This is a genomic window from Corynebacterium mendelii, assembly GCF_017307055.1.
Lineage (GTDB): Bacteria > Actinomycetota > Actinomycetes > Mycobacteriales > Mycobacteriaceae > Corynebacterium > Corynebacterium mendelii.
The window spans coordinates 45,661-71,460 of the sequence record NZ_JAFLEQ010000015.1 but is presented as its reverse complement, the minus strand read 5'-3'; the positions used below and the strand labels follow the sequence as shown (position 1 = coordinate 71,460).

Genomic DNA, 25,800 nt, shown 5'->3' with positions numbered 1-25,800 from the left:
GTTGTGTGTCTGCGTTCCGGACCCGAGACCGCTTCTATAGGAGAGCGGCCCTTGGTGCCGGGCGCGTGCCCAGCAAACACCGGCAACGGCTGTTTGACGAGGTCAATGATCCAACCCCGGTTAACGAACCAGTTTATATGGTTTCCCGGGCGGGACGGAACTTGTCGGCAAACCGCTGCCAGTGGCCCCGGCCGCAGCTTGTGCCCGCACAACAGGGTGACCATTGTGTCACCCCGGCGTGTGCCGCAGCAACAAGCACATGAGCCTGCAGCTGACTGACAGTTGCTGCAACCGCTCGTGGGTCGGCCCGGTCGATGACGTTGACCGGGGATGGTGCATGGAACAGGCCCTGACGTTGTCTTGGAAGACTGGCAGTCGGGCCCGTTTTTTTCACTGCGGCGCGGTTTTTTGAAAAAAGCCGGCGGCAGCCCGCACCGTCAGGTGGGTGGCGCACAATTCCTGTCCGTTTACGATTCCTATGACCTTTTTCGGAGCAACCAAACCTATGCCCACCAACAACACCCCTCAGGTGGCCGTCAACGATATCGGATCCACTGAGGACTTCCTCGCTGCTGTCGACGCCACCATCAAATACTTCAACGACGGCGACATCGTCGAGGGCACGGTCGTCAAAGTCGACCGTGACGAGGTTCTTCTTGACATCGGATACAAAACCGAAGGTGTCATCCTCTCCCGCGAACTGTCGATCAAGCACGATATCGACCCCGGCGAAGTTGTCGCTGTCGGCGACCAGATCGACGCCCTCGTCCTCACCAAGGAGGACAAAGAGGGTCGCCTCATGCTGTCCAAGAAGCGTGCCCAGTACGAGCGCGCCTGGGGCAAGATCGAGGAACTGAAAGAAAACGACGAGCCGGTCACCGGTACCGTCATTGAGGTCGTCAAGGGCGGCCTGATCCTCGACATCGGCCTGCGCGGCTTCCTGCCGGCATCGCTGGTCGAAATGCGCCGTGTCCGTGACCTGGATCCGTACATCGGCCAGGAGATCGAAGCCAAGATCATCGAGCTGGACAAAAACCGCAACAATGTGGTTCTGTCCCGCCGCGCCTGGCTCGAGCAGACCCAGTCCGAGGTCCGCTCCGAGTTCCTCCACCAGCTGCAGAAGGGCCAGGTCCGCAAGGGCACCGTCTCGTCGATCGTCAACTTCGGCGCTTTCGTCGATCTCGGCGGCGTCGACGGACTGGTTCACGTCTCCGAGCTGTCCTGGAAGCACATCGACCACCCCTCTGAGGTTGTCACCGTCGGCGACGAGGTCACCGTTGAGGTTCTCGACGTCGATCTCGACCGCGAGCGTGTCTCCCTGTCGCTGAAAGCCACCCAGGAAGATCCGTGGCGCGTGTTCGCCCGCACCCACGCTGTCGGCCAGATTGTGCCCGGCAAGGTCACCAAGCTGGTTCCCTTCGGTGCGTTCGTGCGCGTCGAGGAAGGCATCGAGGGTCTGGTCCACATCTCCGAGCTGGCCGAGCGCCACGTCGAGGTTCCGGACCAGGTTGTCAACGTCGGCGAAGAAGCCATGGTCAAGGTCATCGACATCGACCTGGACCGGCGCCGGATCTCCCTGTCGCTGAAGCAGGCCGACGAGGACTACCAGGAAGAGTTCGACCCGTCGAAGTACGGCATGGCCGACTCCTACGACGAGCAGGGCAACTACATCTTCCCCGAGGGCTTCGATCCCGAGACCAACGAATGGCTCGAAGGCTTCGAGGAACAGCGCAAGACCTGGGAAGCCCGCTACGCCGAGTCGGAGCGCCGCCACCAGATGCACACCGCGCAGATCGAGCGTCACCGCGCTGCCGCCGAAGAAGCCGCATCCGCCGGTGCCACCAACTACAGCTCTGACTCCGCGGCCCCGGCCGCGGAAGCCAAGGCTGCTCCGGCTGCCGCGGAAGAGGTCGGCGGTTCGCTGGCTTCCGACGAGCAGCTGGCTGCTCTCCGCGAGAAGCTGCAGGGCAACTAAACCCCTGCCACTGCCCGCCACCGGCCACATAAGGGTTGAACCGGATGCCCTGAAGCATCCGGGTGCGGCCCGTCCGGGCCGGTGGGGCACGCACACGTTGTAGAAAAAAAGACACGGCCTGTCACGCTTGGTACCCCGAGCGTGGCAGGCCGTGTTTTTTGTGTGTCCGACATCAATCAACCCCGGCGACCCGGTCAATGACCATGTCGTCTACCGGGCCGATGTGTCCCCGCAGTCTGCACCCCCTACGATGGGTGTGGCCGCCAGTATTTTGATCCCGGCCAGTCAACGAACCTACAACGAGGATGATCCCGATGACGCCCATGACCACGATTCCCGCCGTCACCCTTGACCGCTGTCACACGGTACTTGACACCCTGGGGATTGCTGCCGCACACCAGGGCGGTGATCTTCTGGTGTGGGACGATGACACCGTCTCCCGGTCGGTCACCGTCAATGCCGCGGCCGGGTTTGTTGAGGTCACCGCAATCGTGTGGGTGTCCATTGACACCGACGACGACATCCCCGGGCTGCTGGAGATCGTCAACACCATCAACAGCGAGTCGGTGGTGGCTGGGGTGGAACTGGCCGCCGAATCCAGCGCGGTTGTCACCCATGTCTCCACTGTCGCCCCCGATGGACTCAGTCACGACCAGCTGCGCGATTTCATCACCACCGCCATCGACGAGGTCAATGCGGCCGTGGAAAGGCTTCAGCGGGACTGTGCCGGGCGGGTGCTGCCGCGGCCGGTCGAAGAATCTGAGGCACCGGCAACCCCGCAGCCGGGTGGTGCGGGAACAGAAGGAAAAATTTCGCCCCTGACGGCCGACCGGGTTCGGCAGTGGCTGGAGCAGTCCGGCTGGGCGTATTCCAGACACCGCGACAGTGACCGCTTCGAAGCCGAGGTTGACGGGGTGGTCATCGGCATTGACTGTGTCAGCGCCCCCAGGATGATCAGCGTCCAGTCGCCGATGCGCATCGAATTTGCCGCGGCGGAAAAAACCGCGGCGCTGCTTGTGGCCAATGGATTGAACGGCATTCCGCTTACCACAGCCTTTGCCACCGAGCCGGAAGACGACGATGGGGGAATCGGCGTGATCGCCTACTCGCCGATTGTCTCGGTTGGCGGCGGATACACCGACGGGCAGTTCGCCCTCGCCCTGTCGGCGGCATGCAAAGCCTGTTTCACCGCCCACCAGGTGCTGGCACAACAGCACATCGACGGCGTCGAGGCTTAAAACAAAACCACAGCCACACCCCCTCCCGCGGGCCGGGGGTATGTGGCCGACGACAACCGATTACCGACAACACCGGCCCCACTGACGCCTCCGGTACCGGTGCCCTCAAGCGGTGGTGTTTTTCTCCCTCCCGCCTGCCGCCGCCACCGTGGCAGGTCACACCGGAGGAAAAACCCGTGGCCGGATAAAACACAATAACAAGCACCACCTGTCGGCAATCATGGGTCGGCAGGTGGTGGTGTTTTCTAGTCCCGGCGGGACAAGGGGTTGCCGGGGGGGAAGACGGCAGGGGCCGGTTGATTTTTTCCCAGGCTTTGACCGGCCCGGTTTTGATTGCCTGGTCGGTTTTCAGATAGGCGATACCGATCCCGATGGCACCCCACGGCATGGTGAAGAAGATGGCGATCCAGTTCGATACCGCCCACGGCAGGTAGCTGACGGGGCGAGTCCCAGGGTGCCTGCCATGGAGGCGTCTGTCGACGGATGCGGAGAGGTGCCACCACAGCTGTTGTGAGACCAGTTCCACCTGACAATGCCGGCGAAAAGACAGGTCACCGGGAAAGGAAAAGGGGTGAACAGGTCTCGGGTGAAAACCCGGCTGATGATTGACACGGCACGATGTCGACAATGGGTTCGCTCCCCGGTGGACCGAAGGGCACCAGCGGATAAAAATGCCGTGTCGGGGCAGGCGGCAAGCAGTGGCTGCAACCCCAGCGGAGCGGGAAACGTAGTCAGAGGTAAGCCCGGTCACAGTGGTGGTATGTGTGTGGCGAGCATGTATAAAACCTGAAAAGTGACTTATCTCATAAGGTTGGGGCATATTTTTGTCTGCTGTACCTGACAGGGCAGTGCCGGTGGTGGGGCAGGGGGTGGTCCCGGGCTGAATGTGCGGTGATCGAAAAGTGATTGAATGCCGCTTTCCTCATGCTTACGGTTCTGCGAAAAACCACCCCCGGGGGTGGTGAACGTTGTTATTCGGGCATCGTTACCTGGTTCAAGGTGGGTCCGGGGGCTGGTGTCGGACGGGACTTTGGGCCGGTTAATTGCGTCACCTGTGGGATAGAGCCAAAAAGATAATATGTACGCGACAGGGGAGAGAAATAGCCCCGATCCTGCTTGTATCCTGCGAAAATGCCTTTTCAACTGCATTGATGGGGCTAATATGCAGCTTGTCTGCTTTTTGCTGCTTGTTTGATAAATCCTTTATTGGGCGTATGATTTGCGCAAAAGACCGGCTGCTTGATGGGTGTGGGCGCAGTATCGCGCCCCGCCCGCAGTTGTGGCCGACGCCGGTCGCCCGCTGTGCACGAAGGGCGACGGGTGTGGTGTGACCCGGATAAAAACGGACATTTGTTTTCCGTTTTCAGCCGGCCGGTCTGTGAAGTAACCCACACGTAAGGCAATGATTGTTCCATCACCGGAGTTTTTTCCGGGGTGGCCCAAAGCCTGGCGTATGTCCACGGCAGCCGCCGTGAAGCGGTGCCATCCGGGTATGAAAACCCGGCGGGCACCATCTCCGGTGGCCGCACCAGTCCTGGCAAGAAAGGGACCCCATGGCGTCATCTGTACAGACGACTGCAGAACACATCCTCGAAAAAATCGGTGGTGCGGACAATGTCACCTCATTGACCCACTGCGCCACCCGGCTGCGCTTCCAGCTCGCCGACCAATCACAAGCCGATGTCGACGGGCTCGACAAGATTCCCGCCACGCTGGGTGTTGTCCCGCAGGGACAGACCGGCATGCAGGTGATCATGGGCGGCGGCGTCGCCGACTACTACAAAGCCCTGAAAGAGCTGCCCGGTATGGGTGACGCCGATTCCCGTGCGGCCCAGGGCAAAAAGCAGTACGGCGGGGTGCGCGGCAAATACGGCTGGATCGACTACTCGTTTGAGTTTCTCTCCGACACCTTCCGGCCGATCCTGTGGGCGCTGCTCGGCGCATCTTTGATCATCACCCTGATGGTGCTGTTGGACACCTTCAACGTCATCGAGTTCCGTGCCCCGGCCGCCGAACAGCCGGCCTGGGTTCTGTTCATGATGGCGATGTGGAAGTCGGTCTTCTACTTCCTGCCGATCATGGTCGGTGCCTGTGCGGCCAGGAAACTGGGTGCCAACGAGTGGGTGGGTGCCGCCATTCCGGCGGCCCTGATGACACCCGACTTCATTGCCATGGGAGAAAAAGGTCAGACCGTCTCCGTTTTCGGCCTGCCGATGGTGCTCAACGACTACGCCGGACAGGTCTTCCCGCCGCTGATTGCGGCCATCGGCCTGTTCTGGGTGGAAAAGGGCCTGAAAAAACTCATCCCCGGTTCCGTCCAGATGGTGTTCGTCCCGTTCTTCTCCCTGCTGATCATGATTCCGGCCACCGCTTTCCTGCTCGGTCCCTTCGGTATCGGTGTGGGCGACGGAATCTCCGGTCTGTTGCACTCGGTCAACGAATTCAGCCCGATTGTGCTGGCGATCATCATCCCGCTGCTCTACCCCTTCCTGGTTCCGCTGGGCCTGCACTGGCCGCTGAACGCGATCATGATCCAGAACATCGCCACCCTGGGCTACGACTTCATCCAGGGCCCCATGGGTGCCTGGAACTTCGCCTGCTTCGGCACGATTACCGGCTGCTTCATTGTGGCCCTGCGTGACAAGGACCGCCAGGTCCGCCAGATTTCCCTCGGCGGCATGATGGCCGGTCTTCTGGGTGGTATCTCCGAGCCGTCGCTCTACGGTGTGCTGCTGCGCTACCGGAAGTCCTACCTGCGCCTGCTGCCGGGCTGTTTCGTCGGCGGTCTGGTCATGGGTCTGCTGCCTTACGCTTTCGGCTCCGAAGCGGTGACAACCCAGGCGTTCGTGTTCACCTCGCTGCTGACGATCATCGCCTTCAAACCGGCTGCGGTCTACATCATCGGTATCGCCGCCGCCTTCTTCACCTCAATGTTCCTGGTCATCTTCTTCGACTACCGCACCAAAGAAGAGCGTGAGCAGGCCCGTCTGGATGCCGCCGAATACGAAAAAGAACACCAGGCCAAGCTGGCAGCCGCCCGCGGCGACAGCCCCATTGAACCGGCCGCACCGGCTGCAGCTGCTGCACCGGCTGCCGGTGGTGGAGTGGCTGTGAAAGAAAAGCCGGTCAAAACCGCACTGCAGGCCAATGCCGTCACCCTCCTCGAGGCCCCGCTGGCCGGTCGTGTCGTGAGCTTGGACCAGGTGCCGGATCCGGTGTTTGCCGGCGGCAAGCTGGGCCACGGCCTGGCCATTGACCCCACCGGTGACACCATCTACGCCCCCGGTGACGGTGTCGTGATCGTCAAACAGGATCACGCCGTGGCCCTGCGCCTGGACAACGGCATTGAACTGCTGGTCCATGTGGGCCTGGATACCGTGGAGCTGAAAGGCCAGGGCTTTACCAGCCACGTGGCCCAAAAAGACCGCGTCAGCGCGGGGGATCCCCTCATGAGCTTTGACCGTGCCGCCATTGAGGCAGCCGGAAAGCCCGTGATCACCCCGGTGCTTGTGACCAACACCCGCAAATTCGCCTCGGTGGAACCGGTGGCCGGGGCAGAGGTCCAGATCGGCGATGAGCTGATCAAGATCACCGCCAAACCCGCCACCAGCTAGCCGGCGACGGCAGTCCCGCCGCTTTTCCCGCACCGCCTCACCGCGGCGCGGGGCACGGCACGAATAACCTGTCTACACCCCCTGTCTTTGTCCCCGTTACCGGGAAAAAGACAGGGGGTGTAGGTGTGTCACGGGGACTGTGGTGTGCCACCGGCGGGTGGTTGTTTTTCCACCCCGGCAAACCACTCCCAACCGTCGTGTCGTGCGGGTGCGTCGGAGGTAGAAAAAACCGGCTGTGACAAGCCATTTTGCAGAACGTCAACCAGACCAAGCGGTCTGGTAATTTTTTTGCCTTGTGGCCTGCGCGAACCCAATCTCGGAGCGGATTTTTATTGTGTTGTTTGTCGGTTGGTGAAACAAACTTTTCCCCTCCCCGGCATCCAGTCGGCAAACGGCTGGGTGCCCATCCCCGGGAGAGGTATCGGTTCCCGGCCGGCAGACCGGTTTTTTCCATCCGGTGCGGTGTCACGGTGCACAGGGGACCAACAGAACAGCTTCTTTTCACAAAAAGGCGATCTTGGCAACAGCGCCTGTGCCACACCCACCACGATTGACAAGGAGTTCACCAATGGTGACAGACAAGACAACAACCATCCCGGACATCGCCGACAGCGATCTGTTTCCGCCGATCGAGATGCCCGATGACGGCAGAGGCGGGCGGCCGCACTGCGACTACGGGGAAGGGGTGTGCACCGAACCGGCCATCAACCAGCTGGTGCGGCGGCATTACACGGGAACGGCATCCGACAGCTACCACACCCATGAAGCGAACTTTTACTGCAACAACCATTTCGCCGTGGAAGTGGCCCGGATTCTCGACGTGGAAGCCCCCGCGACCGGTCAAAGCTTCAACCATCTGGTCGATTCGGTGACTGTGGACGCCACCACCTACCACGTCCCGCCGGCCCCGGCCCGCCGGGAAATCACCGGCATCAACCGGTAAAGCACCACCGCTTCCCGGCGGCCTGCCCGGCAAACACACCAGGTGCGGTTAGCTCAAACATTCATCCTTTGTCCACCCGCGGTCACCGACCGCAACATCTCGGCACAGAAAGTTGGTTTCACCACCATGACCACCTCCCACCAGTCCTCCCACACCCCCGTCCCGCAGTTGGGCGTTGGACACACCGCCTTTGGGTCCGCGCAGTGTGACCCACGGCTGACACGGGCACTGGACAACATCTACGGCGACACCTGGTGCGCCCCGGCCCCCAGCCCGGTCGGCCCGGAGGCTGTCACCGTCGACTCTGACGGCGATGCCATCACCGCGGTCACCATCACCGTTCCCTCCCACGACGGGAGCCGGTGGGACAGCTACCGCTGCGAAGGCATTGCTGGTGCGGCCCTCAATGATCCGGACACCACCGAAGTGGCGGTCACCTGCAACGGCACCGAGCTGCAGCTGGAGCATCCGCTGACCGGGATGCCGTTCGCCGCGGAAGGAACACCGGAATTTTTCTCCGGGCTGACCGGTGGGCTTGACTGGGCGGCGATGACCATTGAAACCGCCCTGGCGGCAGGCGCCCGCCACAACCTTGACTTCTCCGGCGACCATGACCCGGTCTTCGGCACCGCCGATGACACCGAGGCCACCAAACTGCTGGCCCGGATGGAACAGGGGGTGGTCTTATTCGACAGGCTCGACATTGATCTGACCGCGGCACTGTGGCGGGGAGTGACCCTGGCGGAAAAACTCAATGACTGGTTCACCGGAAGACCGATCAGGCTCAAGCTCTGCTTCCTCGACACCGCGGCCATCGACGCCGATCACTGGATGCTGTGCGATACCTGGGATGATCCGGCTGATGAGGGTACGCCTTTGACCGTGCCCATCGATCTGGGCGGCGAGTTCGCCCGCTCAGTGGCAACTCCCGACCTGCTGGACAGCGAACTGGACATCCGGGCCACGGAACCGAATGCGGTGAAGGTTCTCGGCTATCCCGTCGTCGATGTCTCCGGGGTGGATGATCAGGCGCTGCTGGATGTCTCCACCGCCATCGCAAGGGTCAACAACGGCACCGCCGAGACAGACGACTTGGGCTGCATCCTGTTTGCCCAGCAGTTCATCGTCCCGCCCGGACAGATGATCGAGGAAGTCTGGCAGCTGATCAGGCGCTGGCGGCCGCTGCTGGTTGCCGACGGTGTGGACTGCCCCTACGGGATGCTGCTGCCGTGGTATCTGGACAAGGCGCTGTCCATCAGCCTCGACGATGACGGCTACCGGGTCAGGGCCAGTGTCACTGACCGGCAGACCTTCCGCCGCCGCACCGCGGCCAACACCCTGTTCGAGCGCCGGACCTTCGGTATCTCCGACAGGTGGCATCCGGCAAGCCAGAAAGAACGCGACGAGTTTTTCGCCGCCACCGTCGATCGCCTCAAACGCGCCATCAGCTAAGAAAAAACCGGCGGCTGTCGATACCGGTCAGGATCGCCCCGGCCGGGCGGGTGTAACCGCGATGGCACCCGCCCGGCAGCCCAGGTGGTATCCCGGCTGCAGCCCGGATCAGTCCCGGCGGCTGTGAAAAAACACCTGCAAACACCACCCCGGCCCGGAAAAACGCGCACACCGGGTCCGGGTGCGGGGCAGCCGTGGAGGTAGAGAATCTGCGTTGGCAACGGGTGTGGCTACCCTGACCGACCGGTCGTGAACCGGCGGCATTTTGTTAGTCTGGTGGAACGTTGTAACCGCCGTCCCACCAAGGGGGCGGGGAACACACACCCCGGCGGGAATCCCCGGGCAATCCCACGACACGAAAGGTTGGTGCGACGGTGACGGAACTGCCGAAACCCACCCACACCAGGATCGAAGAGTGGCTCAAATCCCACGAGCTGAAATACATCTACGACGACGACGGTGACCTGGCCGTGGGCTTTGAAGAGGTGAACATTTTCATCGGTATCGACAGCGAATACGACCGGGTGCACACCCACGGGTACTGGCGTGGCGGGCTGGCCACCGACGAGGCGAAAGCCCGCGCCGTGGCCCTGGCCAACGAGCTCAACAGCTCCATGGTCGCCCCGAAGGTGCTGGTCAATCTCGACCAGGGCCGCATAATCACCGAAACCGTGTCCACCCACCCCTTCGGTATCACCGACCAGCAGCTGGAATTCTTCCTGGATATGTCCTTCCAGACCACGATGGCGGCTATCGGCAAACTGGAGGAAGCGCTGCCCGATCTGATTGAAGGAGACAACGCCTGATGGCCTGGTTCAACAACGACAACAATGACGCGGTCGCCCCGGCGCAGCTCACGCCCGACCGGATGACGGCCCTGCTGAAGAAACTCGAGTTCGAGGGCAATGACTCCGAACCGGGGATGTTCTACTGCTACGTCAACGGTGCCCCGATCCGTTTCGACGCGACGAAGACCCCCTTCGCCCTGCTGATCAACGTCTCGCTGTTCGAGCACAAGCTCCCCCCGGAGCGCCACGACGAACTGAAGCTGTTCTGCAACGACTTCAACCTGCGCACCTACTACGTGCACGCTTTCGTCACCGAAGACAGCGATGACGGCCAGCTGATCGCCTGTGCCGACTCCCAGGTCCTGGCCGGCGACCCCGGCCTGACCCAGGAGCAGTTCGAGGAAGCCTTCGACACCGCGTTGGTCGGTGTGATCCGCTTCGCCGAAGCCTACTGCGAGCACTTCGGCTTCACCCTCGGCGACCAGTAGGTCCACGCTTTTCACCCTCCACGACATAAGCGGCGGCCACGGGATACACACGGGCCACACACCCTGTATCCCGTGGCCGAAGCTGTCTTTTCCGCACCTTCGCCCCGGCCCCCACGGCCAGGGGCACACCCCGGATATCCAGCGCCGTTGTGTCTTTTCCCATCCATTCCGGCTGCCGCCGTACCACCGGCGGCAGTCGCCCGTGCCCCCACTTGACAAGGACAGCCCACGACCGTGACACCCGAAGACTTGACCGGCAATCCGGAACTGCGTGACCTGATCAGGCGCGCCGCAGCCGAACAGTGGGGCACAACCTGCACCCAACTGTGGGCCCGGGCGCAGGAATTGGCCGAATCACTCGGTGAAACCCGGGCACTGGCGCTGACCAGTGTCGAATTGGTGACCGCCCGGGCGCAGACCCGCAACTATTCGGAGGCTGTTCCCGGTTTCCTGCGCTGCGAGGAACTGGTCACCGAACATCCCGACTGGTTCGACGACTACTGCAAAGAATCGCACGCCTGGAACTTCAAGTACGTCACCTCGGCGGTGCGCTGCAACCCGAATGTCCCGGTCGACCAGTGCATGGCGATCCTGAACCGCATGGGGGAGTTCTACAACCAAATCGGCGACAGCGGCCGGGCGGTGTGGGTGCGCCGCTGGTACATGCACGACGATTGTGGTGACCCGGCACAAGCCGATGAGGCCTACCACACCTGGCAAACCAAACCGCGGACCGATCTGGCGGACTGTTTCGCCTGCGAGCCGGAATACCCGGTGGAATACGAGTCCTTTCACGGCAACTGGGAAGCCGCACTCAAAGCCGGGGAAGAAGCACTGGCCATTCCGGCCAACTCGCAGCCGCAGTGCGGCGACCAGCCGGAAGCACTGAAAACCAAAATGCTGGAAACCTGGGTGCGCACCGGGCACGATGACAAAGCGTGGGCGGCTCATGTCGCCGCCTGGGCCCGGCACCGCACTGATCCGCGGGTGATCATGTACCACAACCTGCACCTGAGGTATCTGGCTTTGACCGGTGCGGCGGGACGTCCGGAACGCCTGCAGCGCGGGCACGCGATACTGGTGCGCTACCTGCCGTGGTGGAGCAAACTTTCCAGCCACACCGATCTCATGCGGATTGCGGCGGCGGCAGCGGTGATAACCAAAGCCCTGCCTGACCGGGACGCGCCTTTCGGTGCCGATCTCTCACCCGACATGCTGGCCTGGTGGGACGATGCCCCGACACTGGTCAATCCGACGATCAGCCAGGCGCAGCAGTGGTTCGAAACACTGGCGCTGGATATCGCCGAAGCTTTCGACAACCGTCCCGGACTGACTGTTGCCCGCCATGTTGAGCGGGTAAAAAAACTGCTCAACCCCACCCCGGTGGATCCACTGCCCGCCCGCGGACCGGTCATTGACATCACCGGCACCGCCGGGGAGATCGACATCGACTACCGGATCGTCGATACTTCGTCGGCGACCGCCGAGGCCACCACCGATCCGGTTAAGCAGCCCGAGACCGCCACCCCGGCCGGTGACGGCGGCTATGTGGCCATCGACATCAATGATCCGGTCCGCCGGATGCACGGTGGGGCGCTTATCGCCGAGGCGGAAAAAACCATTGCCGTCACCGGGAGCGCACCGTCGAGCTTCCCGGCGATGGTTGTGCTGGAAAAAGCCCTGGCACAGGCGGATCTCGAACAGCGTTTCCGGGAAGTTGCCGCAAACGAGGGGGCACCCGGTGACCCGGCCCGGAGACTGGCCCGCTATGTCACAGCCACCATCGACAGTCTGCGCAGGGGGGACGACGGCTACGACATCGACCCTGATGAACCGCGCAGCGACGCGTCGTGGGCGCAGATGGCCCGCGCCGAGCTGTTGAGCGAGGACAAAAAATTCATGGAAGCCGCCCAGCTGGCCGATTCCCTCATGCGCAAGCCGTCCGCCGACCCGATCGGGCTGCGGATTCAGGGGTTGTCGATACTGACGGATGCGGCATTGAAAGCCGGCTACGCCAGCGAAGCCCTGCCCACCGCCAGGGAACTGGTCAATGTGACCGCCGCACTGAATCTTCCCACCGCCACCCTGGGGGCGTCGGTGCTCATGTCACAGGTCCTTTTGGCACTCAAGCGCCCCGCCGAAGCGGCGGAAGTACTGGAAGCGGCGTTGATGAGAGTCGACGGCATTGACATCGGTGCCGCCGAAGCAGCTGTGCGCCGGGGGTTGGCCAAAGCCCTGTCCGACGCCGATATTGACCGTGACGCCGGCGAGGAACTGCTCAGCGCGGCGCGTATTTTCACCTCCCTGGGACAGCACGACCGGGCGCTGGACGCCCTGGAGGATGCGGCACGCTGTTTCGCCTGGGCACAGGATGCCGACTATTCGGTGGCCACCGCCGACCGGATCATCGGCGAGCTGGAACGCCGTCTGGCGGATCCGGGCAACAGCGACGAGGAGACCGACACCCTCGTCAAGCGAAAGGAACAGGCCCTTCTTTTCGCCCTGAAAGTGCTCTCCACCCAGCAGGCCGGCCTGACAGTGACCCAGTCAGCCCACATGGATGCGCTGTTCGACCGCTTCCACGCGGTGGTGCAGCATCCCGGCTACCGCAGCCGGAAAGCATCCGGCTGGGAGATTGCCCGCTCGTGGCGTGAGGAAGCCCACATCCGGCTGGCTGCGGGACAGTATGTTCCCGCCCGTGACTCGGCGTCGATGGCACTGAACGGTTTCACCGACTGCGGGGACCAACTCGACCGGGCGGAAACACTGATGGTGTTGGCCACCATCGAGGCCATGGCCGGGGACAGCTCGGAGGCGGTGGGCTATGCCCGCCGGATTCTGTCCGAAACCGACGAAAACATGCGCACCATGACCATCAGATCCCAGGCACAGCAACTGATCACACAGTTGACCGGTCAGGAGTAGGCGGTAGCCGATTGTCCTTTTTGTGCATCCCCCGCCCGGTTGGTCTCCGGCGGGGGGGACAAGGGGATTTCACCCACCAACCGGCGGTGGTCGTCCCGCCGCGGCTCCCGCCCGCCCCGGCCGGTGCCGGGGCGGGGGAGTGCTACCGTGTTTTTCATCCATCACCAACCCACCGAAAGGCAGCCCGCAGCCCTGTGAGCGACCATTCCACCCAGTCCACCAACTTCCGCGTCAACCTGGCGGGCATCGTCGAGCTGTTGTCCGGCAACCTGTATTCGGGTCCGCGGGTGTTTGTGCGTGAACTTCTGCAAAACGGGCTTGACGCGATCACCGCCCGCCGTGACATCGACCCGGAATGCCCGGCCCGGATCCGCTTTGTCACCGACGGGCAGACACTGACGGTCACCGACACCGGCATTGGGCTTTCCGCCGCTGAAGCCGAAGACCTCCTGGCCACCATCGGGGCCACCAGCAAACGCGACGAACTGGGTTTTTCCCGGGAAGACTATCTCGGCCAGTTCGGCATCGGCATGATCAGCTGTTTCATGGTCTCGACCACGATTGTGGTCTACACCCGTTCAGCGAAAAAAGCCGATGCGCCGGTGGTGCGGTGGGAAGGCCGGCCGGACGGCACCTGGAGTTCACGGCAGGCCGAAGCCGATGAAATACCGGTGGAGCTGACAGGACCCGGTACCACGGTGGTGCTCACCGGGCTGCCCGGGGAACGCTGGTTCGACTACCGGACCCTGGCCACCTTGATCAGCGATTACGGCCAGTACCTGCCGGTGGATGTGACCCTGGAGCGGCCCACCACCGATGCGGAGCACCTGGCCGACAACACCGTGCCCTGGGAACTGACACCTGCCGCACAGGCTGAATGGTGCCGGGAACATTTCGGCTTCAAGCCGATGTTCGGCATCCGGCTTGATGTGCCGGTCGCCGGGCTGAAAGGGCTGGCTTACGTTCTTCCCACCGGCGCACACCCGTCGGCGGTCCCGAAAAACCGGGTGTATCTGCGCCGCATGCTGGTCACCGACGCCTGTGTCGACCTGCTGCCCGACTGGGCCTATTTCGTCCGGGTGGTCGCCGATGCGGAGCATCTCAAACCGACCGCCGGCCGGGAGTCACTGTTTGATGATTCGCTTTTGGCGGAAACCCGGGAAGCACTCGGGCAGGCGGTGCGTGACTGGCTGTCGGCTCTGGCGCGGGAACAGCCGGATGATTTCCGGCATTTCATCGCCCTGCACGCCACGGGTCTGAAATCGTTGGGGATCACCGACCCGACCAGCCTGAAAATGGTGGTCGATTCGGTGCCCTACCAGACTTCGCTGGGGTTGAAAACCCTGGGGGAAGTGCTGAAAAAGACCGGTTCGATCAGGTATGTCACCACCGAGGACCAGTTCCGGGCGGTGCTGCCGGTGGCGGAGGCGAACAACCTGTGCGTGGTCAATGCCGGGTACGTCTATGACGAACAAATTCTTGAGCAGCTGAAAATCGAGCAGCCCTCGGCCGATGTCGCCGAACTCAAGCCGGAACAAATCCTGGGTGTGCTCTCCCCGCTGGATGCCTCCACTGAGGCGCGGTTCCTTGATTTTCTGTCCGTGGCGGAAAAATCCCTGGAGGGCCAGGACATTATCTGCGAGGTCCGCGGATTTTCCCCGGCCACCCTGCCGGTGGTGTTTTTGTCCGACCCGGAGGCCGCGGGGATCCGGCTGGACAACCGGATGAAGGACAAAAGCGGTGGCATCTATGCCGGCCTGGTCGATATCATGTGCAAGGACCGGCCCGGGGAGCATGCGCCGCGGCTTATTTTCAACGCCACCACCCCGATCGTCAACGAACTGGCGGCCTCTGTCATCCAGGCTCCACTGGTGGTGGAATCCGCTGTCCGTGGTTTCTACATCCAGGCGCTGATGACCGGCCAGCATCCCATGGATGCCCAGGTCAGGGCGTGGGCGGCGAATTTGTACACCCCGCTGATCAGGGCGTCGCTGAAAAACAGCGCCACCACTACCGGCGGTGGTGCAGCCGGGACCGATACCGGGCCGGACACCCCAGACGAGCCGGTGTCTTAAAAAAATTCAGGGGCGGGGTTTTTGAAACGACCCCGCTGTTTTCCCGCTTTTTCCGCCCTCCCGAACAACAAGGATCCGACTGACCGTGAGCGATGTGACAGACGAAATCGACGATCTGCTGGCCAGGGCCGGAAACCACCCCTACGGTGCAGGGAGGGTGAATCTTTTTTCCCGTGCCGTGGACCTGGCGCAGTCCCGGGGCCGGGATGACAAGGCCGTCTATGCGTTGACCGGTTTGGCCAACGTGCTGGCGGTCACCGGCCGCTGCTACGAGGAAGTGGCCCCGTTCGCGGCGCTGGAACGCTACTACGACTCCAACCCGGAGTTGTTCGACCGGGATTTGCTCCACGGACTCTACCGGCTGCAGTGGTCGGTGGCGATCGCCGCGATGGACAACCCGGCGGTGCCCGCACGTGAGCTGGACACCATTTTGTCCCGGCACAAAAAGTTCGCGGTCACCCACGGCCAGGGTGAGATCGATCCGCTGTTACTGGACTACCGGCGGCGCCTGCGGCTGGGGGACACGGTCGATCCGGACGGCCTGCTGTCGGCCGTTCTCGCCGCCGACCCAAGCCCATGGATGGCCTGCTGCGACGACTGCGGCATGGCCGTTGCCAAAGACATGGATCTCATCCGGGCCCACGCGGCGGCCAACAAATGGATTGAGGCCCAACCGGTGATCGCTTCCCTTGTGGCCCGTGACGCCAACAACCGGTTGTGCGACCAGTCCAGTTTGATGGCCAACCGCTACGGCATGACCATCTACCTGCTCACCGGCAATGACGAGAAAGCCTTCGGCTGCTACCGGAAGATGAAACATCATCTTGCCGGCCTGCACCCGGGAACCCAGCGGCAGCTGACGGCCCCGCTGCAAAGCTATCTGGGGCTGTCCGCCCGCCACGGCGCCCGCGGCAGAATTCCCCTCGCTGTAGCCGGGCTGTGCCGCGGCATCCCCACCTGGTCCCAGGCGTCCAGCCACGGTGATGTCATGGTGCTGGCCGGTTCCGCCAGCCACATCGCCCGGGCCGCGGCCGATTTTCCGCCAACCGCCAACCGCCGGCTCCCGCTGCGGATGTCCGCGCAGACACTGATCAGCGGCGTTGACACCCCGGAGCTTGTTCACCCCCTTCCCGCAGAGTTGGCCCGGTGGCTCGATGACATCTGGCATGGGATCCGGGAGATGTTCACCACCCGTGACGGGGTGGTCGACCAGCGCAAACTGATCGACCGGATCAACCGCAGCATCACCCCGGAACATGTCCCCGACGTAGAGGAAGCAGGCGGCAAACAGGTCGTTGACATCAGCTGTCTTTCAGCCGTCGACGACGTCGACTACCGGACCACAAGCCACCAACAGGGAGGTCTTGATGGCGCAGCCGACCAGGCCGGGGCCGCGGCCGCGGCGGTAGCCGCCGGGCAGGGCAACGGCGCCGAGGAACAGGCCCCGTATATCAGCCTTGACTTGCACGGGCCGTGGCGCAGCATGGATCTCGCCCAGCTGGTGGCCGCCCACGCCGCGCACTTCGATCCCGGCGAGGAAACCGTCTATTTCCTCCGCGGACTGCACCTTCTCGTGCAGCACCCCGCACTGATCGGGCATCCGGAACAACTCGGCATCACCGACGACAAACAGGTCGAATTTTTCCGCCGCCTGTCGCTGGACGCGCAGTGGTTTTCCACGCGGCAGGGTGGGACAGCGGATATGGATCCCAGTCAACCCAACACCGACGACCCGGCCTATCTGCTGATGAACAGGGCGCAGGTGATCGAAGACGATGATCTGCCCGGGGCCTGCCGGTTGATGGATGAGGCGATGCGCACCCCGTCGATCGAACCGATCGGGGTTCGTATGCAGGGGCTGGCGGGTTTGAGTGACGCGGCGGGCGCCGCCGGATACCCCGGGGAAGCCCTGGAATGCGCCCGCCAGATGATGAACCTGGCCGCGGCACTGGGCCTGCCGTTTTGGGTGGTTGCCGGGGCCCGGCGGGTCATGGATCACTTGAGTACACTGCGCCGCGGCGACGAGGCGATCGACGTGGCCGAAACAGCGCTTCTGTATGTGGAGGACTTTCCCGGCAGCGTCCCGGAGGAAGACCTGCGCGTGGAGGTCCTGCGCTTTCTCAACGACCGCGATGATGCCCGGGCCGCCGAACACATGATGCGGGTCGCCGAAATCCACCTGGCCCGCGGCATCGACAGGCGGGCGGTGACCCCGTATGTGAAAGCCGCGGTGCTCTACCAGTCGTCGGGGCGGCATGCCGAAAGCGTCTATGCTCTCTCCCGGGCGAAACTCATTGTCGACCAGATGGCAGACGATGCCGCAGCGGTGGCCGGGCACCGAATGCCGGAGAGAAAATTTACGGTGTCGTCGCTGGATGAGGGCAGCTGGGTGCGGGAATTTTTCGACAACTCACCCGACTGGCCGGCCGTGTGCATCGACAGCCTGGTCGACAGCCACACCAGGGACTCGATCAACGATGTCGAATACGCCGCCCTGCTCAGGCTCATCTCCGGCGGATTGTGCGACAGCATGGCCGGTAAGCTGGCCAATCAACCTGATCCGGTTCCGGTGGGCGATGCCGCGGCCGTCGACGACCTGATCAACCAGGCGGCTGACGCGGTGGCCCCGGCCGCCTGGATTCTGGGAACTACAGCAGATGTGGTGCGTGCCTATTACCATGGGCGCCGCGGCTATTTCCAGGGCCTGTGCGGCAATATCACCGGGGCGACACTGTCCTGTGAGCATGCGGCCGATCTTTTGCGCTCGGCGGGAAGAATGGATCTGCACGACGAGGTGATGGTTGATCTGGCGGGGCTGGAAGCGGCCCACGGCCGGCCCCGGCAGGCGCTGGAACGCCTGGAAGCACTTCTTGACGGTATGGATTGCCTGGAGCGCAAAACCTCCCTGCAGTACCGCCGGGCATACGAGATCAGGGGCACGCTGCGGCGCCGCCTGGGGCAGTAGCCGCTGGTCCGGCCCCGCTTTTTCTGCGGAGCCGGCGGGCCGGGTGGTCGGGTGTGGTTTGTGCTCACACTCCGGCCGGCGGGGCAGTGGTGCCGATCAGGTCTTCCGGGCGGGTGATGTGATCGGCGATCACCGCCAGGGCGGCGCCGCGTGCCGCGGCCAGCATGCCATCACCGGCGGCAAGAAAATCGATGTCGGCCGGATCGAAAGCCACCAGGCGGGTGACCAGTTCCCGGTGGACATGGATGCGCAGAATCTGGGTCAGCGGTGACAGCCACCCGCCGACCACCACCGCGGGAACGTCAACCAGATTGATCGTTGCCGCCAGCACCAGCCCGAGTGCTCGCCCGGCGGTGTCCACCGCGGCCCGGGCCGCCGGGTCCCCGTTTGTCCAGGCGGTGATCAGTTCGTCGGCGGAGGCGGTGGGGCCCAGCCCGGCCCGCTGCCGCAGGCCTTTGGGCCCGAGATAAACCTCCAGGCAACCGGTGGCCCCGCAGGCGCACAGCGGACCGTCGGGGTTGACGCACACATGCCCGATCTCACCCGCCCGGCCGTTGACCCCGGTGTAGTTTTCCCCGTTGACCATGATCGCCCCGCCCAAACCGACCTCACCGGACAGATAGATGAAACTGGCCGGCTGCGGAATCGACACCGGGGTGGGCATGGTGGCCCCGCGGCTGGCCACGGTCGCCTCATTGTGGATGGTCAACTCCACCCCGTGGTCGGCGGCAAACGCCGCAACAGTGGTCAAATGTTCCCGCCGCCAGTCCAGATTCGGGGCGTTGATGATCTCCGGGGCGCCGTCCAGGCCCAGAATTCCCGGCAGCGCCATACCGATACCGATCAACCGGCTGTCGGGGTGACGGGCCGCCACCTCCGCCAGCACATGTTCTGCCTGTTCCAGTGCCCAGGAGACGGCTCTGCGGGCTGCTTCACCGGCGAAACCCTGCACAAACACCCGTCGGGCGATAATCGACCCGGTGATATCAACCGCCAGAATGGTCAAGGAATTTGCGTTGACCTCAACGCCCAGGGCGAAACGTCTGCCGGGGGTGACCGTCGCGCAGCTGGCCGGGCGGCCGCGGGCACCGGGGCGGACGGGTTTGACGGTTTCGGTCACCATGCCCGCCTCGGTCAACTCATCCATGAACCGGGAGATCGTCATCCGGGTCAACCCGGTGGCGGTGGCAAGCTCCGCACGGCTGATCTGGCCTTCGGCCCTGATCAGTTCGGTGAGCACACTGGTTAAGTTCATGGAGCGCACAGTGGCCACACCGGCAGGTCCGGTGGAACGGGGACGGTGAAGCATAAAGAAACACCCTACCTGCCCAAAGGTGAAAAGCAGGCAATCGGCGGGTGCCAAAAACCCGTCGGCACCTATCCTAGGGGTGTGAAAACCATGGCACTGACAGGCGGTATCGGCAGCGGCAAATCAACGGTGGCGAAGATATTGGCCGAAAACGGGCTGGCCATCGTGGATGCCGACCGGATCGCCCGCGATATTGTGCAGCCGGGCCAGCCCGCCCTGCAGCAGCTGGCGCAGGCTTTCGGAGACGACATCATCGATGGCGACGGCAGCCTCAAACGGAAGCTGCTCGCGGAACGGGCCTTCGCCTCGCAGCAGTCCACCGAGATGATCAATTCGATCACCCATCCTCTGATTGCGGCGGAAGCCCGGCGGCGTATCGAGAAGGCGAAACACACCCCCGGTGTGCGGGCGGTGGTCTATGACGTGCCGCTGGTCACCGAAACCGGCGGGGCCGACCAGTTCGACGAAGTGATTGTGGTGGAAGCACCGGCCGGTATCCGCATCGACCGGCTTGTCACCAACCGCGGTTTCACCGCACAGCAGGCCCGCCGCCGCATTGACAGCCAGGCCAGCGACCGGGAGCGCCGGGCGATCGCCACCGTCATCATCGACAATTCCGGCGATCTGGACCATCTGCGCCGGCAGGTCGAGGACACCGTGCTGCCGCTGGTCTAGCAGTCACCGCAGGGCGCCCGCCGCGTTAACTTTCGGCAACACACACCGTGCGCCGTCGTGTCACCTGTCACCTGTCGTGGTGGTCCCGGGCAGGCCCGGCTGCGGCTTGTAGAGTTGGCCCCATGGCCTTTGCAGCTGAACATCCCGTGTTGTCCCATTCCGAGCACCGGCCGGTGGGGGAGGTTGAACGTTCCGACGGCAGGTTCCGGGTCGAATCCGATTTCCAGCCGGCCGGCGATCAGCCGAAAGCGATCAGGGAGCTGACCGAACGCATCAACCGCGGGGAACGCGACGTGGTGCTCATGGGGGCGACCGGTACCGGTAAATCAGCCACCGCCGCCTGGCTGATCGAACAGTTGCAGCGGCCCACCCTGGTGATGGCGCCGAACAAAACACTGGCCGCGCAGCTGGCCAACGAGCTGCGCAGCCTGCTGCCGCATAATGCGGTGGAATACTTCGTCTCCTACTACGACTACTACCAACCCGAGGCGTATATCGCCCAGACCGACACCTACATCGAAAAGGACTCCTCGATCAACGAGGACGTTGAACGGCTGCGGCATTCGGCCACCAGCGCGCTGCTGTCCAGAAGGGATGTGGTGGTGGTTTCCTCGGTCTCCTGCATCTACGGTCTGGGCACCCCCCAGTCCTACCTCGACCGGTCGGTGGTGCTGGAAGTCGGCGACGAAGTCGAACGCGACCGGTTTCTGCGGCTGCTGGTCGATATCCAGTACGGCCGCAATGATGTGGCCTTTACCCGCGGCACCTTCCGGGTCAAAGGCGATACCGTCGACATTATCCCGGCCTACGAGGAAAAAGCCGTCCGCGTCGAATTTTTCGGCGACGAGGTCGATGCGCTCTACTACATTCACCCCCTGACCGGAAATACCATCAGCCAGGTCGACGAAATCCGCATCTTTCCGGCCACCCACTATGTGGCGGGTCCGGAAAGAATGGAAAAAGCCGTCGAGGCGATCAAGCAGGAACTGCAAGACCGCCTGGCTGACCTGGAAAACCGGGGCAAGCTGCTGGAAGCGCAACGGCTGCGGATGCGCACCGAATACGATCTGGAAATGATCCAGCAGGTGGGTTTTTGCTCCGGCATCGAAAACTATTCCCGCCACATCGACGGCCGTGGCCCGGGCACCGCACCGGCCACCTTGATCGACTACTTCCCGGAGGATTTCGTCACCATCATCGACGAGTCCCATGTCACCGTTCCCCAGATCGGCGGCATGTACGAAGGGGATGCCTCCCGCAAACGCAACCTCGTCGATTTCGGTTTCCGTCTTCCCAGCGCCCTGGACAACCGCCCGTTGACCTGGCAGGAGTTCGACGACAGGAAAGGCCAGTGCGTCTACATGTCGGCCACCCCGGGGGCCTACGAGCTGGCGGCCAGCGGCGGTGAGTTCGTTGAACAGGTTATCCGCCCCACCGGCCTGGTGGATCCGAAGGTGGTGGTCAAACCCACCAAGGGGCAGATTGATGATCTGATCGAGGAAATCCGGGTCCGGGAGGACAAACACGAACGTGTGCTGGTGACCACCCTGACGAAGAAAATGGCCGAGGATCTCACCGACTATCTCCTGCAGAACGGGATCCGGGTGCGCTACCTGCACTCCGATATCGACACCCTGCAGCGGGTGGAGTTGCTGCGGCAGCTCAGGCTCGGCGAGTACGACGTGCTGGTCGGCATCAACCTGCTGCGGGAGGGCCTCGATCTTCCGGAGGTATCCCTGGTGGCGATCCTGGATGCCGACAAGGAAGGTTTCCTGCGTTCGACCACCTCACTGATCCAGACCATCGGCCGGGCGGCCCGCAACGTTTCCGGCGAGGTGCACATGTACGCCGACACCATCACCGAGTCGATGAAAAACGCCATCGAGGAAACCGAACGCCGCCGCGAAAAGCAGATCGCCTGGAACACCGAGCACGGGGTCGATCCGCAGCCGCTGCGCAAAAAGATCGCCGACATTTTGGACCAGGTCTACGACAGTGCCGACGACGGGAGCGAACGTGCCGCCGACAACGGTTCAGCAGGGGATGCCGCATTGGTCAACCGCCCCGACACCACTGACATGCCGGCGGAGAAACTGCAGCTGCTCATCGACGATCTGACCACACAGATGATGGAGGCTGCCGCCGAGCTGAAATTCGAACTGGCCGGGCGGCTGCGCGACGAAATCCAGGATTTGAAAAAGGAACTCCGCGGCATGAAGGAAGCGGGACTCTAGGCGGGGCAGCAGCACAACCGCCCACTGTGACCGGTATCCCAGCGGTCAGGGGAACGTGAGACTGGCACATCACGGCACGGGCGGGTCAAAAAGTGCCTACAATGGACGGGTAAACGCGTCATACCCTCTCCACCTGCATCATCGATGGTGCAGTGGACCGGCCCGGAATACGTTTCATACATTCTGATCACCACCACGGAAGGTTCTCCATGAGTCAGTACTCCACCATTGTTGTCGGCACCGACGGTTCGAAGTCCTCGATGCTCGCCGTTCAGCGGGCGGCCGCTATTGCCGCCGCTTTCGATGCGACGCTGGTGATCGGTTGCGCTTTCTACGAGTCCAAGGAAGCGGCGTCGAAGACCCTGCGCCAGGACTCCGTGACCGTGCTGGGCGACGATCCGGCCGCCGAAAACCTGCAGAAAGCCACCAAAGCAGCCCGCGAGGTCGGCGCCACCGAGATCAAGACCTCCCAAAAACCCGGCACCCCGGTGGAAGCCCTGATGGCGATCGTCAACGAGTTCCACGCCGACCTGCTGGTTGTCGGTAACCGTGGCATCAACTCCCTGACCGGCCGCCTGCTGGGTTCTGTCCCGGCTGATGTTGCCCGCCAGTCGCAGTGTGACGTCATGATCGTTCACACCGTCAAGTAATCCTTCATTGACGCCCCGCACCATCGCCGGTGCGGGGCGGTTGGATGTGTATCGGCCCGAAGATCACGCCGCCGGAGACGATTTGTCCGGTTGGCGTTCTTGCGGGCCGATTGTCGTTGCCGGGCTGTTTGTCCTGTGCCCGCGCGGGCGACAAGGCGGCACCGGGTGGCTAAATCCGCCGCCGGGGCGAACATGGCGGCCCACAATCTCCGCCACCCAGGAGCCTGAACCCCGGGGCAGGTGTATTGTTCCCGGCACATGCCTGTGTCCCGCATTGCCGCGGCAACGGCGCATCGGCGGTGACCACCCGCTGTGTGGCCCACCCGCCGCGATCACGGTGGGAACGGGCGTGTGGGGTGTGCGCCCGTGCGGTTGTCTATTTTCCGCCGCCGTAGTGCCCGGAGGAGCCTTCCACCGCCCAGCCGATGGTGCGGACAAACCGGTCTTTCATCGGCGGCAGCTCATCGACCGGGCACCAGCGCACGGCCGTGGATTCGTCATCGCCGACAGTCGGTTCGGCTGAGCTGTCGACCGCAACCAGGCTGAAAGAGGTGTCCATGTAGGAGGACACATCCCCGTTGGGGTAGGTGACCGGGCCGACCGCTTCCACACCGATCAGGCCGCGGATACGGGCGGTGATGCCGGTTTCCTCCCTGATCTCCCGGACAATGGCGTCTCCGGGTTGCTCACCGGGATCACAGATACCGGTCACCGGTGTCCACTGGCCGTTGTCGACCCGCTGCACCAGCAGCACCTCGTCTGCTTGACCGTCGGCTCCGGGCCGCAGAACAATCCCGGTCACCCCGGGAAGCCACAGCGGGTCGTGGCCGATCTTGGCGCGGAGGTCAACAATAAAAGGGGGAGTTGCCATACCGGCTGATTCTACGCCCTGAACCGGCGTGTCCGGCATGGTCGACAAGCCGGTCACCGTGGACTCGACGGGGGCAACAGGGGCGGCGGCGACGTGCCGGCAGACGGTGTTTTGTAATGTACGTGGGGTGGATTACATCTCAACGCGCGACACCGATGCCAAGCCGTACAAGTTCTGCGACATTTTGTTGGGGGGACTGGCACCTGACGGCGGCCTGTACCTGCCCGCCGACTACCCGAGCCTCGACGACGCCGAGCTGACCCGTCTGCGCGGGGTGCTGGCCGAGGGCGGCTATGCCGCGTTGGCCGGTGAGATCATCTGCAAATTCATCGACGACATCGAGCCGGTAAAACTCATGGAGCTGGCCCGCAACGCCTACCGGACGCCGGTGTTTTCCGAGGAAGAAATCGTCCCGGTCACACAACTCGAAGACGGCATTTTCATCGGTCGGTTGTCGATGGGGCCGACCGCCGCCTTTAAGGACATGGCCATGCAGCTTTTGGGCGAGTTCTTCGAATACGAACTCGACCGGAGAAAAGAAACCCTCAATATTTTGGGCGCCACCTCGGGCGATACCGGATCAGCGGCCGAATACGCCATGCGGGGGCGTCACGGCATTTCGGTGTTCATGCTCACCCCGAAAGGCCGCATGACCCCCTTCCAGCAGGCGCAGATGTTCGGGCTGGCCGACGACAATATTTTCAACATCGCCCTCGACGGGGTTTTCGACGACTGCCAGGACGTGGTCAAGGCTGTGTCCGCGGATGCCGAATTCAAGCGGAAATGGCGTATCGGCGCGGTCAACTCGATTAACTGGGCACGTCTTCTGGCCCAGGTGGTCTACTACATTTCCTGCTGGATCAAACTGACAGACTCCAACGACCAGAAGGTCAGCTTCTCTGTTCCGACCGGCAACTTCGGTGACATCTGTGCCGGCCACGTGGCCCGCCAGATGGGCCTTCCCATCGACCGTCTGATTGTCGCCACCAACGAAAACAATGTGCTGGAAGAGTTTTTCGCCACCGGCAGCTACAACGTGGACCGGACCGCGGAGAAAACCTCCTCGCCGTCGATGGACATCTCCAAGGCCTCGAATTTCGAGCGTTTCATCTTCGATCTGCTGGGCCGTGACGCCGCCCGCGTCAAAGAGCTGTTCGGCACCAGGGTCAAGCAGGGTGGTTTCTCCCTGGCAGGGGAGGAAGCATTCGACAGGATCGAAACCGACTTCGGCTTTGTGGCCGGACAATCCACCCACGCCAACCGGCTGGAGACCATCCGCCAGTGTGCCGCGGACCTGAACACCCTCATTGATCCGCACACCGCCGACGGTGTGTTCGTGGCCCGGAAGTTCAAGGACACCACCGAGTCGCCGATTGTGTGCCTGGAAACCGCGCTGCCGGTCAAATTCGCCGAAACAATCGAAGAAGCCACCGGCACCTCGCCGGAGATCACCGGCCGTTTCGAAGGCACTATGGACCAGCCGCGCAGGGTGACCGACATGCCCAATGACGCCGAAGCCGTCAAATCCTTCATCGTCGAGCGTGTGACGGCTCTGCGTAGCTGACAAGTTGGTTTATAAAAGCACGAAAAAAACCGCC

Annotated in this window: 17 protein-coding genes; 15 read left to right on the top strand and 2 right to left on the bottom strand. The window is 63.1% G+C overall.

Going from position 1 to position 25,800, the window contains the following annotated elements:
• The first annotated feature begins 505 nt into the window (after nucleotides 1–505).
• From rpsA to JZY06_RS08150, 11 genes are all read left to right on the top strand, one after another.
• Nucleotides 506–1,975, top strand: coding sequence for a 30S ribosomal protein S1 (gene rpsA / locus JZY06_RS08200; RefSeq protein WP_207279076.1), 1,470 nt, complete (start codon nucleotides 506–508; stop codon nucleotides 1,973–1,975).
• Between the two features lie 151 nt (nucleotides 1,976–2,126).
• On the top strand, nucleotides 2,127–2,327 hold the full coding sequence (locus JZY06_RS08195) for a hypothetical protein (RefSeq protein WP_207279075.1): 201 nt from the start codon (nucleotides 2,127–2,129) through the stop codon (nucleotides 2,325–2,327).
• Entirely contained in the window at nucleotides 2,290–3,213 is a 924-nt protein-coding gene (locus tag JZY06_RS08190; RefSeq protein WP_207279074.1) for a YbjN domain-containing protein, read from the top strand. The genes JZY06_RS08195 and JZY06_RS08190 overlap by 38 nt, the downstream gene beginning before the upstream one ends.
• 1,553 nt (nucleotides 3,214–4,766) lie before the next feature.
• On the top strand, nucleotides 4,767–6,827 hold the full coding sequence (locus tag JZY06_RS08185; RefSeq protein WP_207279073.1) for a glucose PTS transporter subunit IIA: 2,061 nt from the start codon (nucleotides 4,767–4,769) through the stop codon (nucleotides 6,825–6,827).
• A gap of 571 nt (nucleotides 6,828–7,398) precedes the next feature.
• Nucleotides 7,399–7,770 carry an LIM domain-containing protein gene (locus JZY06_RS08180; RefSeq protein WP_207279072.1) on the top strand — a complete coding sequence of 124 codons (372 nt, stop codon included), beginning with the start codon at nucleotides 7,399–7,401 and terminating at the stop codon, nucleotides 7,768–7,770.
• Nucleotides 7,771–7,896: 126 nt separating this feature from the next.
• Complete coding sequence (locus JZY06_RS08175; RefSeq protein ID WP_207279071.1) at nucleotides 7,897–9,222, top strand: hypothetical protein; 1,326 nt, start codon at nucleotides 7,897–7,899, stop codon at nucleotides 9,220–9,222.
• 374 nt (nucleotides 9,223–9,596) lie between these two features.
• Nucleotides 9,597–10,028, top strand: coding sequence for a YbjN domain-containing protein (locus tag JZY06_RS08170; RefSeq protein WP_207279070.1), 432 nt, complete (start codon nucleotides 9,597–9,599; stop codon nucleotides 10,026–10,028).
• Nucleotides 10,028–10,498, top strand: a complete 471-nt coding sequence (locus JZY06_RS08165) for a type III secretion system chaperone family protein (RefSeq protein ID WP_207279069.1) — start codon at nucleotides 10,028–10,030, stop codon at nucleotides 10,496–10,498. The genes JZY06_RS08170 and JZY06_RS08165 overlap by 1 nt, the downstream gene beginning before the upstream one ends.
• Nucleotides 10,499–10,732: 234 nt before the next feature.
• The gene (locus JZY06_RS08160) at nucleotides 10,733–13,423 is read left to right on the top strand and encodes a hypothetical protein (RefSeq protein WP_207279068.1); all 2,691 of its coding nucleotides are present in this window, start codon (nucleotides 10,733–10,735) and stop codon (nucleotides 13,421–13,423) included.
• Nucleotides 13,424–13,617: 194 nt separating this feature from the next.
• A complete protein-coding gene (locus JZY06_RS08155) occupies nucleotides 13,618–15,498 on the top strand; it encodes an HSP90 family protein (protein WP_207279067.1) in 1,881 nt (626 codons plus the stop codon).
• A gap of 85 nt (nucleotides 15,499–15,583) precedes the next feature.
• On the top strand, nucleotides 15,584–18,463 hold the full coding sequence (locus tag JZY06_RS08150) for a hypothetical protein (RefSeq protein ID WP_207279066.1): 2,880 nt from the start codon (nucleotides 15,584–15,586) through the stop codon (nucleotides 18,461–18,463).
• A 64-nt stretch (nucleotides 18,464–18,527) separates the two neighbouring features.
• On the opposite strand, the gene JZY06_RS08145 is transcribed toward JZY06_RS08150, so the two are convergent.
• Entirely contained in the window at nucleotides 18,528–19,772 is a 1,245-nt protein-coding gene (locus JZY06_RS08145; protein ID WP_207279065.1) for an ROK family transcriptional regulator, read from the bottom strand.
• Nucleotides 19,773–19,862: 90 nt separating this feature from the next.
• Here JZY06_RS08145 and coaE point away from each other — a divergent pair, with 90 nt between their 5' ends.
• From coaE to JZY06_RS08130, 3 genes are all read left to right on the top strand, one after another.
• On the top strand, nucleotides 19,863–20,447 hold the full coding sequence (gene coaE, locus JZY06_RS08140; protein WP_242516857.1) for a dephospho-CoA kinase: 585 nt from the start codon (nucleotides 19,863–19,865) through the stop codon (nucleotides 20,445–20,447).
• Between the two features lie 122 nt (nucleotides 20,448–20,569).
• Entirely contained in the window at nucleotides 20,570–22,681 is a 2,112-nt protein-coding gene (gene uvrB / locus JZY06_RS08135; RefSeq protein ID WP_207279063.1) for an excinuclease ABC subunit UvrB, read from the top strand.
• A gap of 209 nt (nucleotides 22,682–22,890) precedes the next feature.
• Nucleotides 22,891–23,331, top strand: coding sequence for a universal stress protein (locus JZY06_RS08130; protein WP_207279062.1), 441 nt, complete (start codon nucleotides 22,891–22,893; stop codon nucleotides 23,329–23,331).
• 376 nt (nucleotides 23,332–23,707) lie between these two features.
• Here JZY06_RS08130 and JZY06_RS08125 read toward each other — a convergent pair whose 3' ends face one another.
• A complete protein-coding gene (locus tag JZY06_RS08125; protein ID WP_207279061.1) occupies nucleotides 23,708–24,202 on the bottom strand; it encodes an NUDIX hydrolase in 495 nt (164 codons plus the stop codon).
• A 127-nt stretch (nucleotides 24,203–24,329) separates the two neighbouring features.
• On the opposite strand from JZY06_RS08125, the gene thrC reads away from it, so the two are divergent.
• Nucleotides 24,330–25,766, top strand: a complete 1,437-nt coding sequence (gene thrC, locus JZY06_RS08120; RefSeq protein ID WP_207279060.1) for a threonine synthase — start codon at nucleotides 24,330–24,332, stop codon at nucleotides 25,764–25,766.
• Nucleotides 25,767–25,800 lie beyond the last annotated feature (34 nt).

Bases quoted from the DNA above. Each gene is read 5' to 3' on its own strand.
- JZY06_RS08165 (WP_207279069.1), top strand. From the start codon at position 10,028: ATGGCCTGGTTCAACAACGACAACAATGACGCGGTCGCCCCGGCGCAG.
- uvrB (WP_207279063.1), top strand. From the start codon at position 20,570: ATGGCCTTTGCAGCTGAACATCCCGTGTTGTCCCATTCCGAGCACCGG.
- JZY06_RS08145 (WP_207279065.1), bottom strand. From the start codon at position 19,772: ATGCTTCACCGTCCCCGTTCCACCGGACCTGCCGGTGTGGCCACTGTG.
- rpsA (WP_207279076.1), top strand. From the start codon at position 506: ATGCCCACCAACAACACCCCTCAGGTGGCCGTCAACGATATCGGATCC.
- JZY06_RS08130 (WP_207279062.1), top strand. From the start codon at position 22,891: ATGAGTCAGTACTCCACCATTGTTGTCGGCACCGACGGTTCGAAGTCC.
- coaE (WP_242516857.1), top strand. From the start codon at position 19,863: ATGGCACTGACAGGCGGTATCGGCAGCGGCAAATCAACGGTGGCGAAG.
- JZY06_RS08190 (WP_207279074.1), top strand. From the start codon at position 2,290: ATGACGCCCATGACCACGATTCCCGCCGTCACCCTTGACCGCTGTCAC.
- JZY06_RS08175 (WP_207279071.1), top strand. From the start codon at position 7,897: ATGACCACCTCCCACCAGTCCTCCCACACCCCCGTCCCGCAGTTGGGC.
- JZY06_RS08125 (WP_207279061.1), bottom strand. From the start codon at position 24,202: ATGGCAACTCCCCCTTTTATTGTTGACCTCCGCGCCAAGATCGGCCAC.
- JZY06_RS08185 (WP_207279073.1), top strand. From the start codon at position 4,767: ATGGCGTCATCTGTACAGACGACTGCAGAACACATCCTCGAAAAAATC.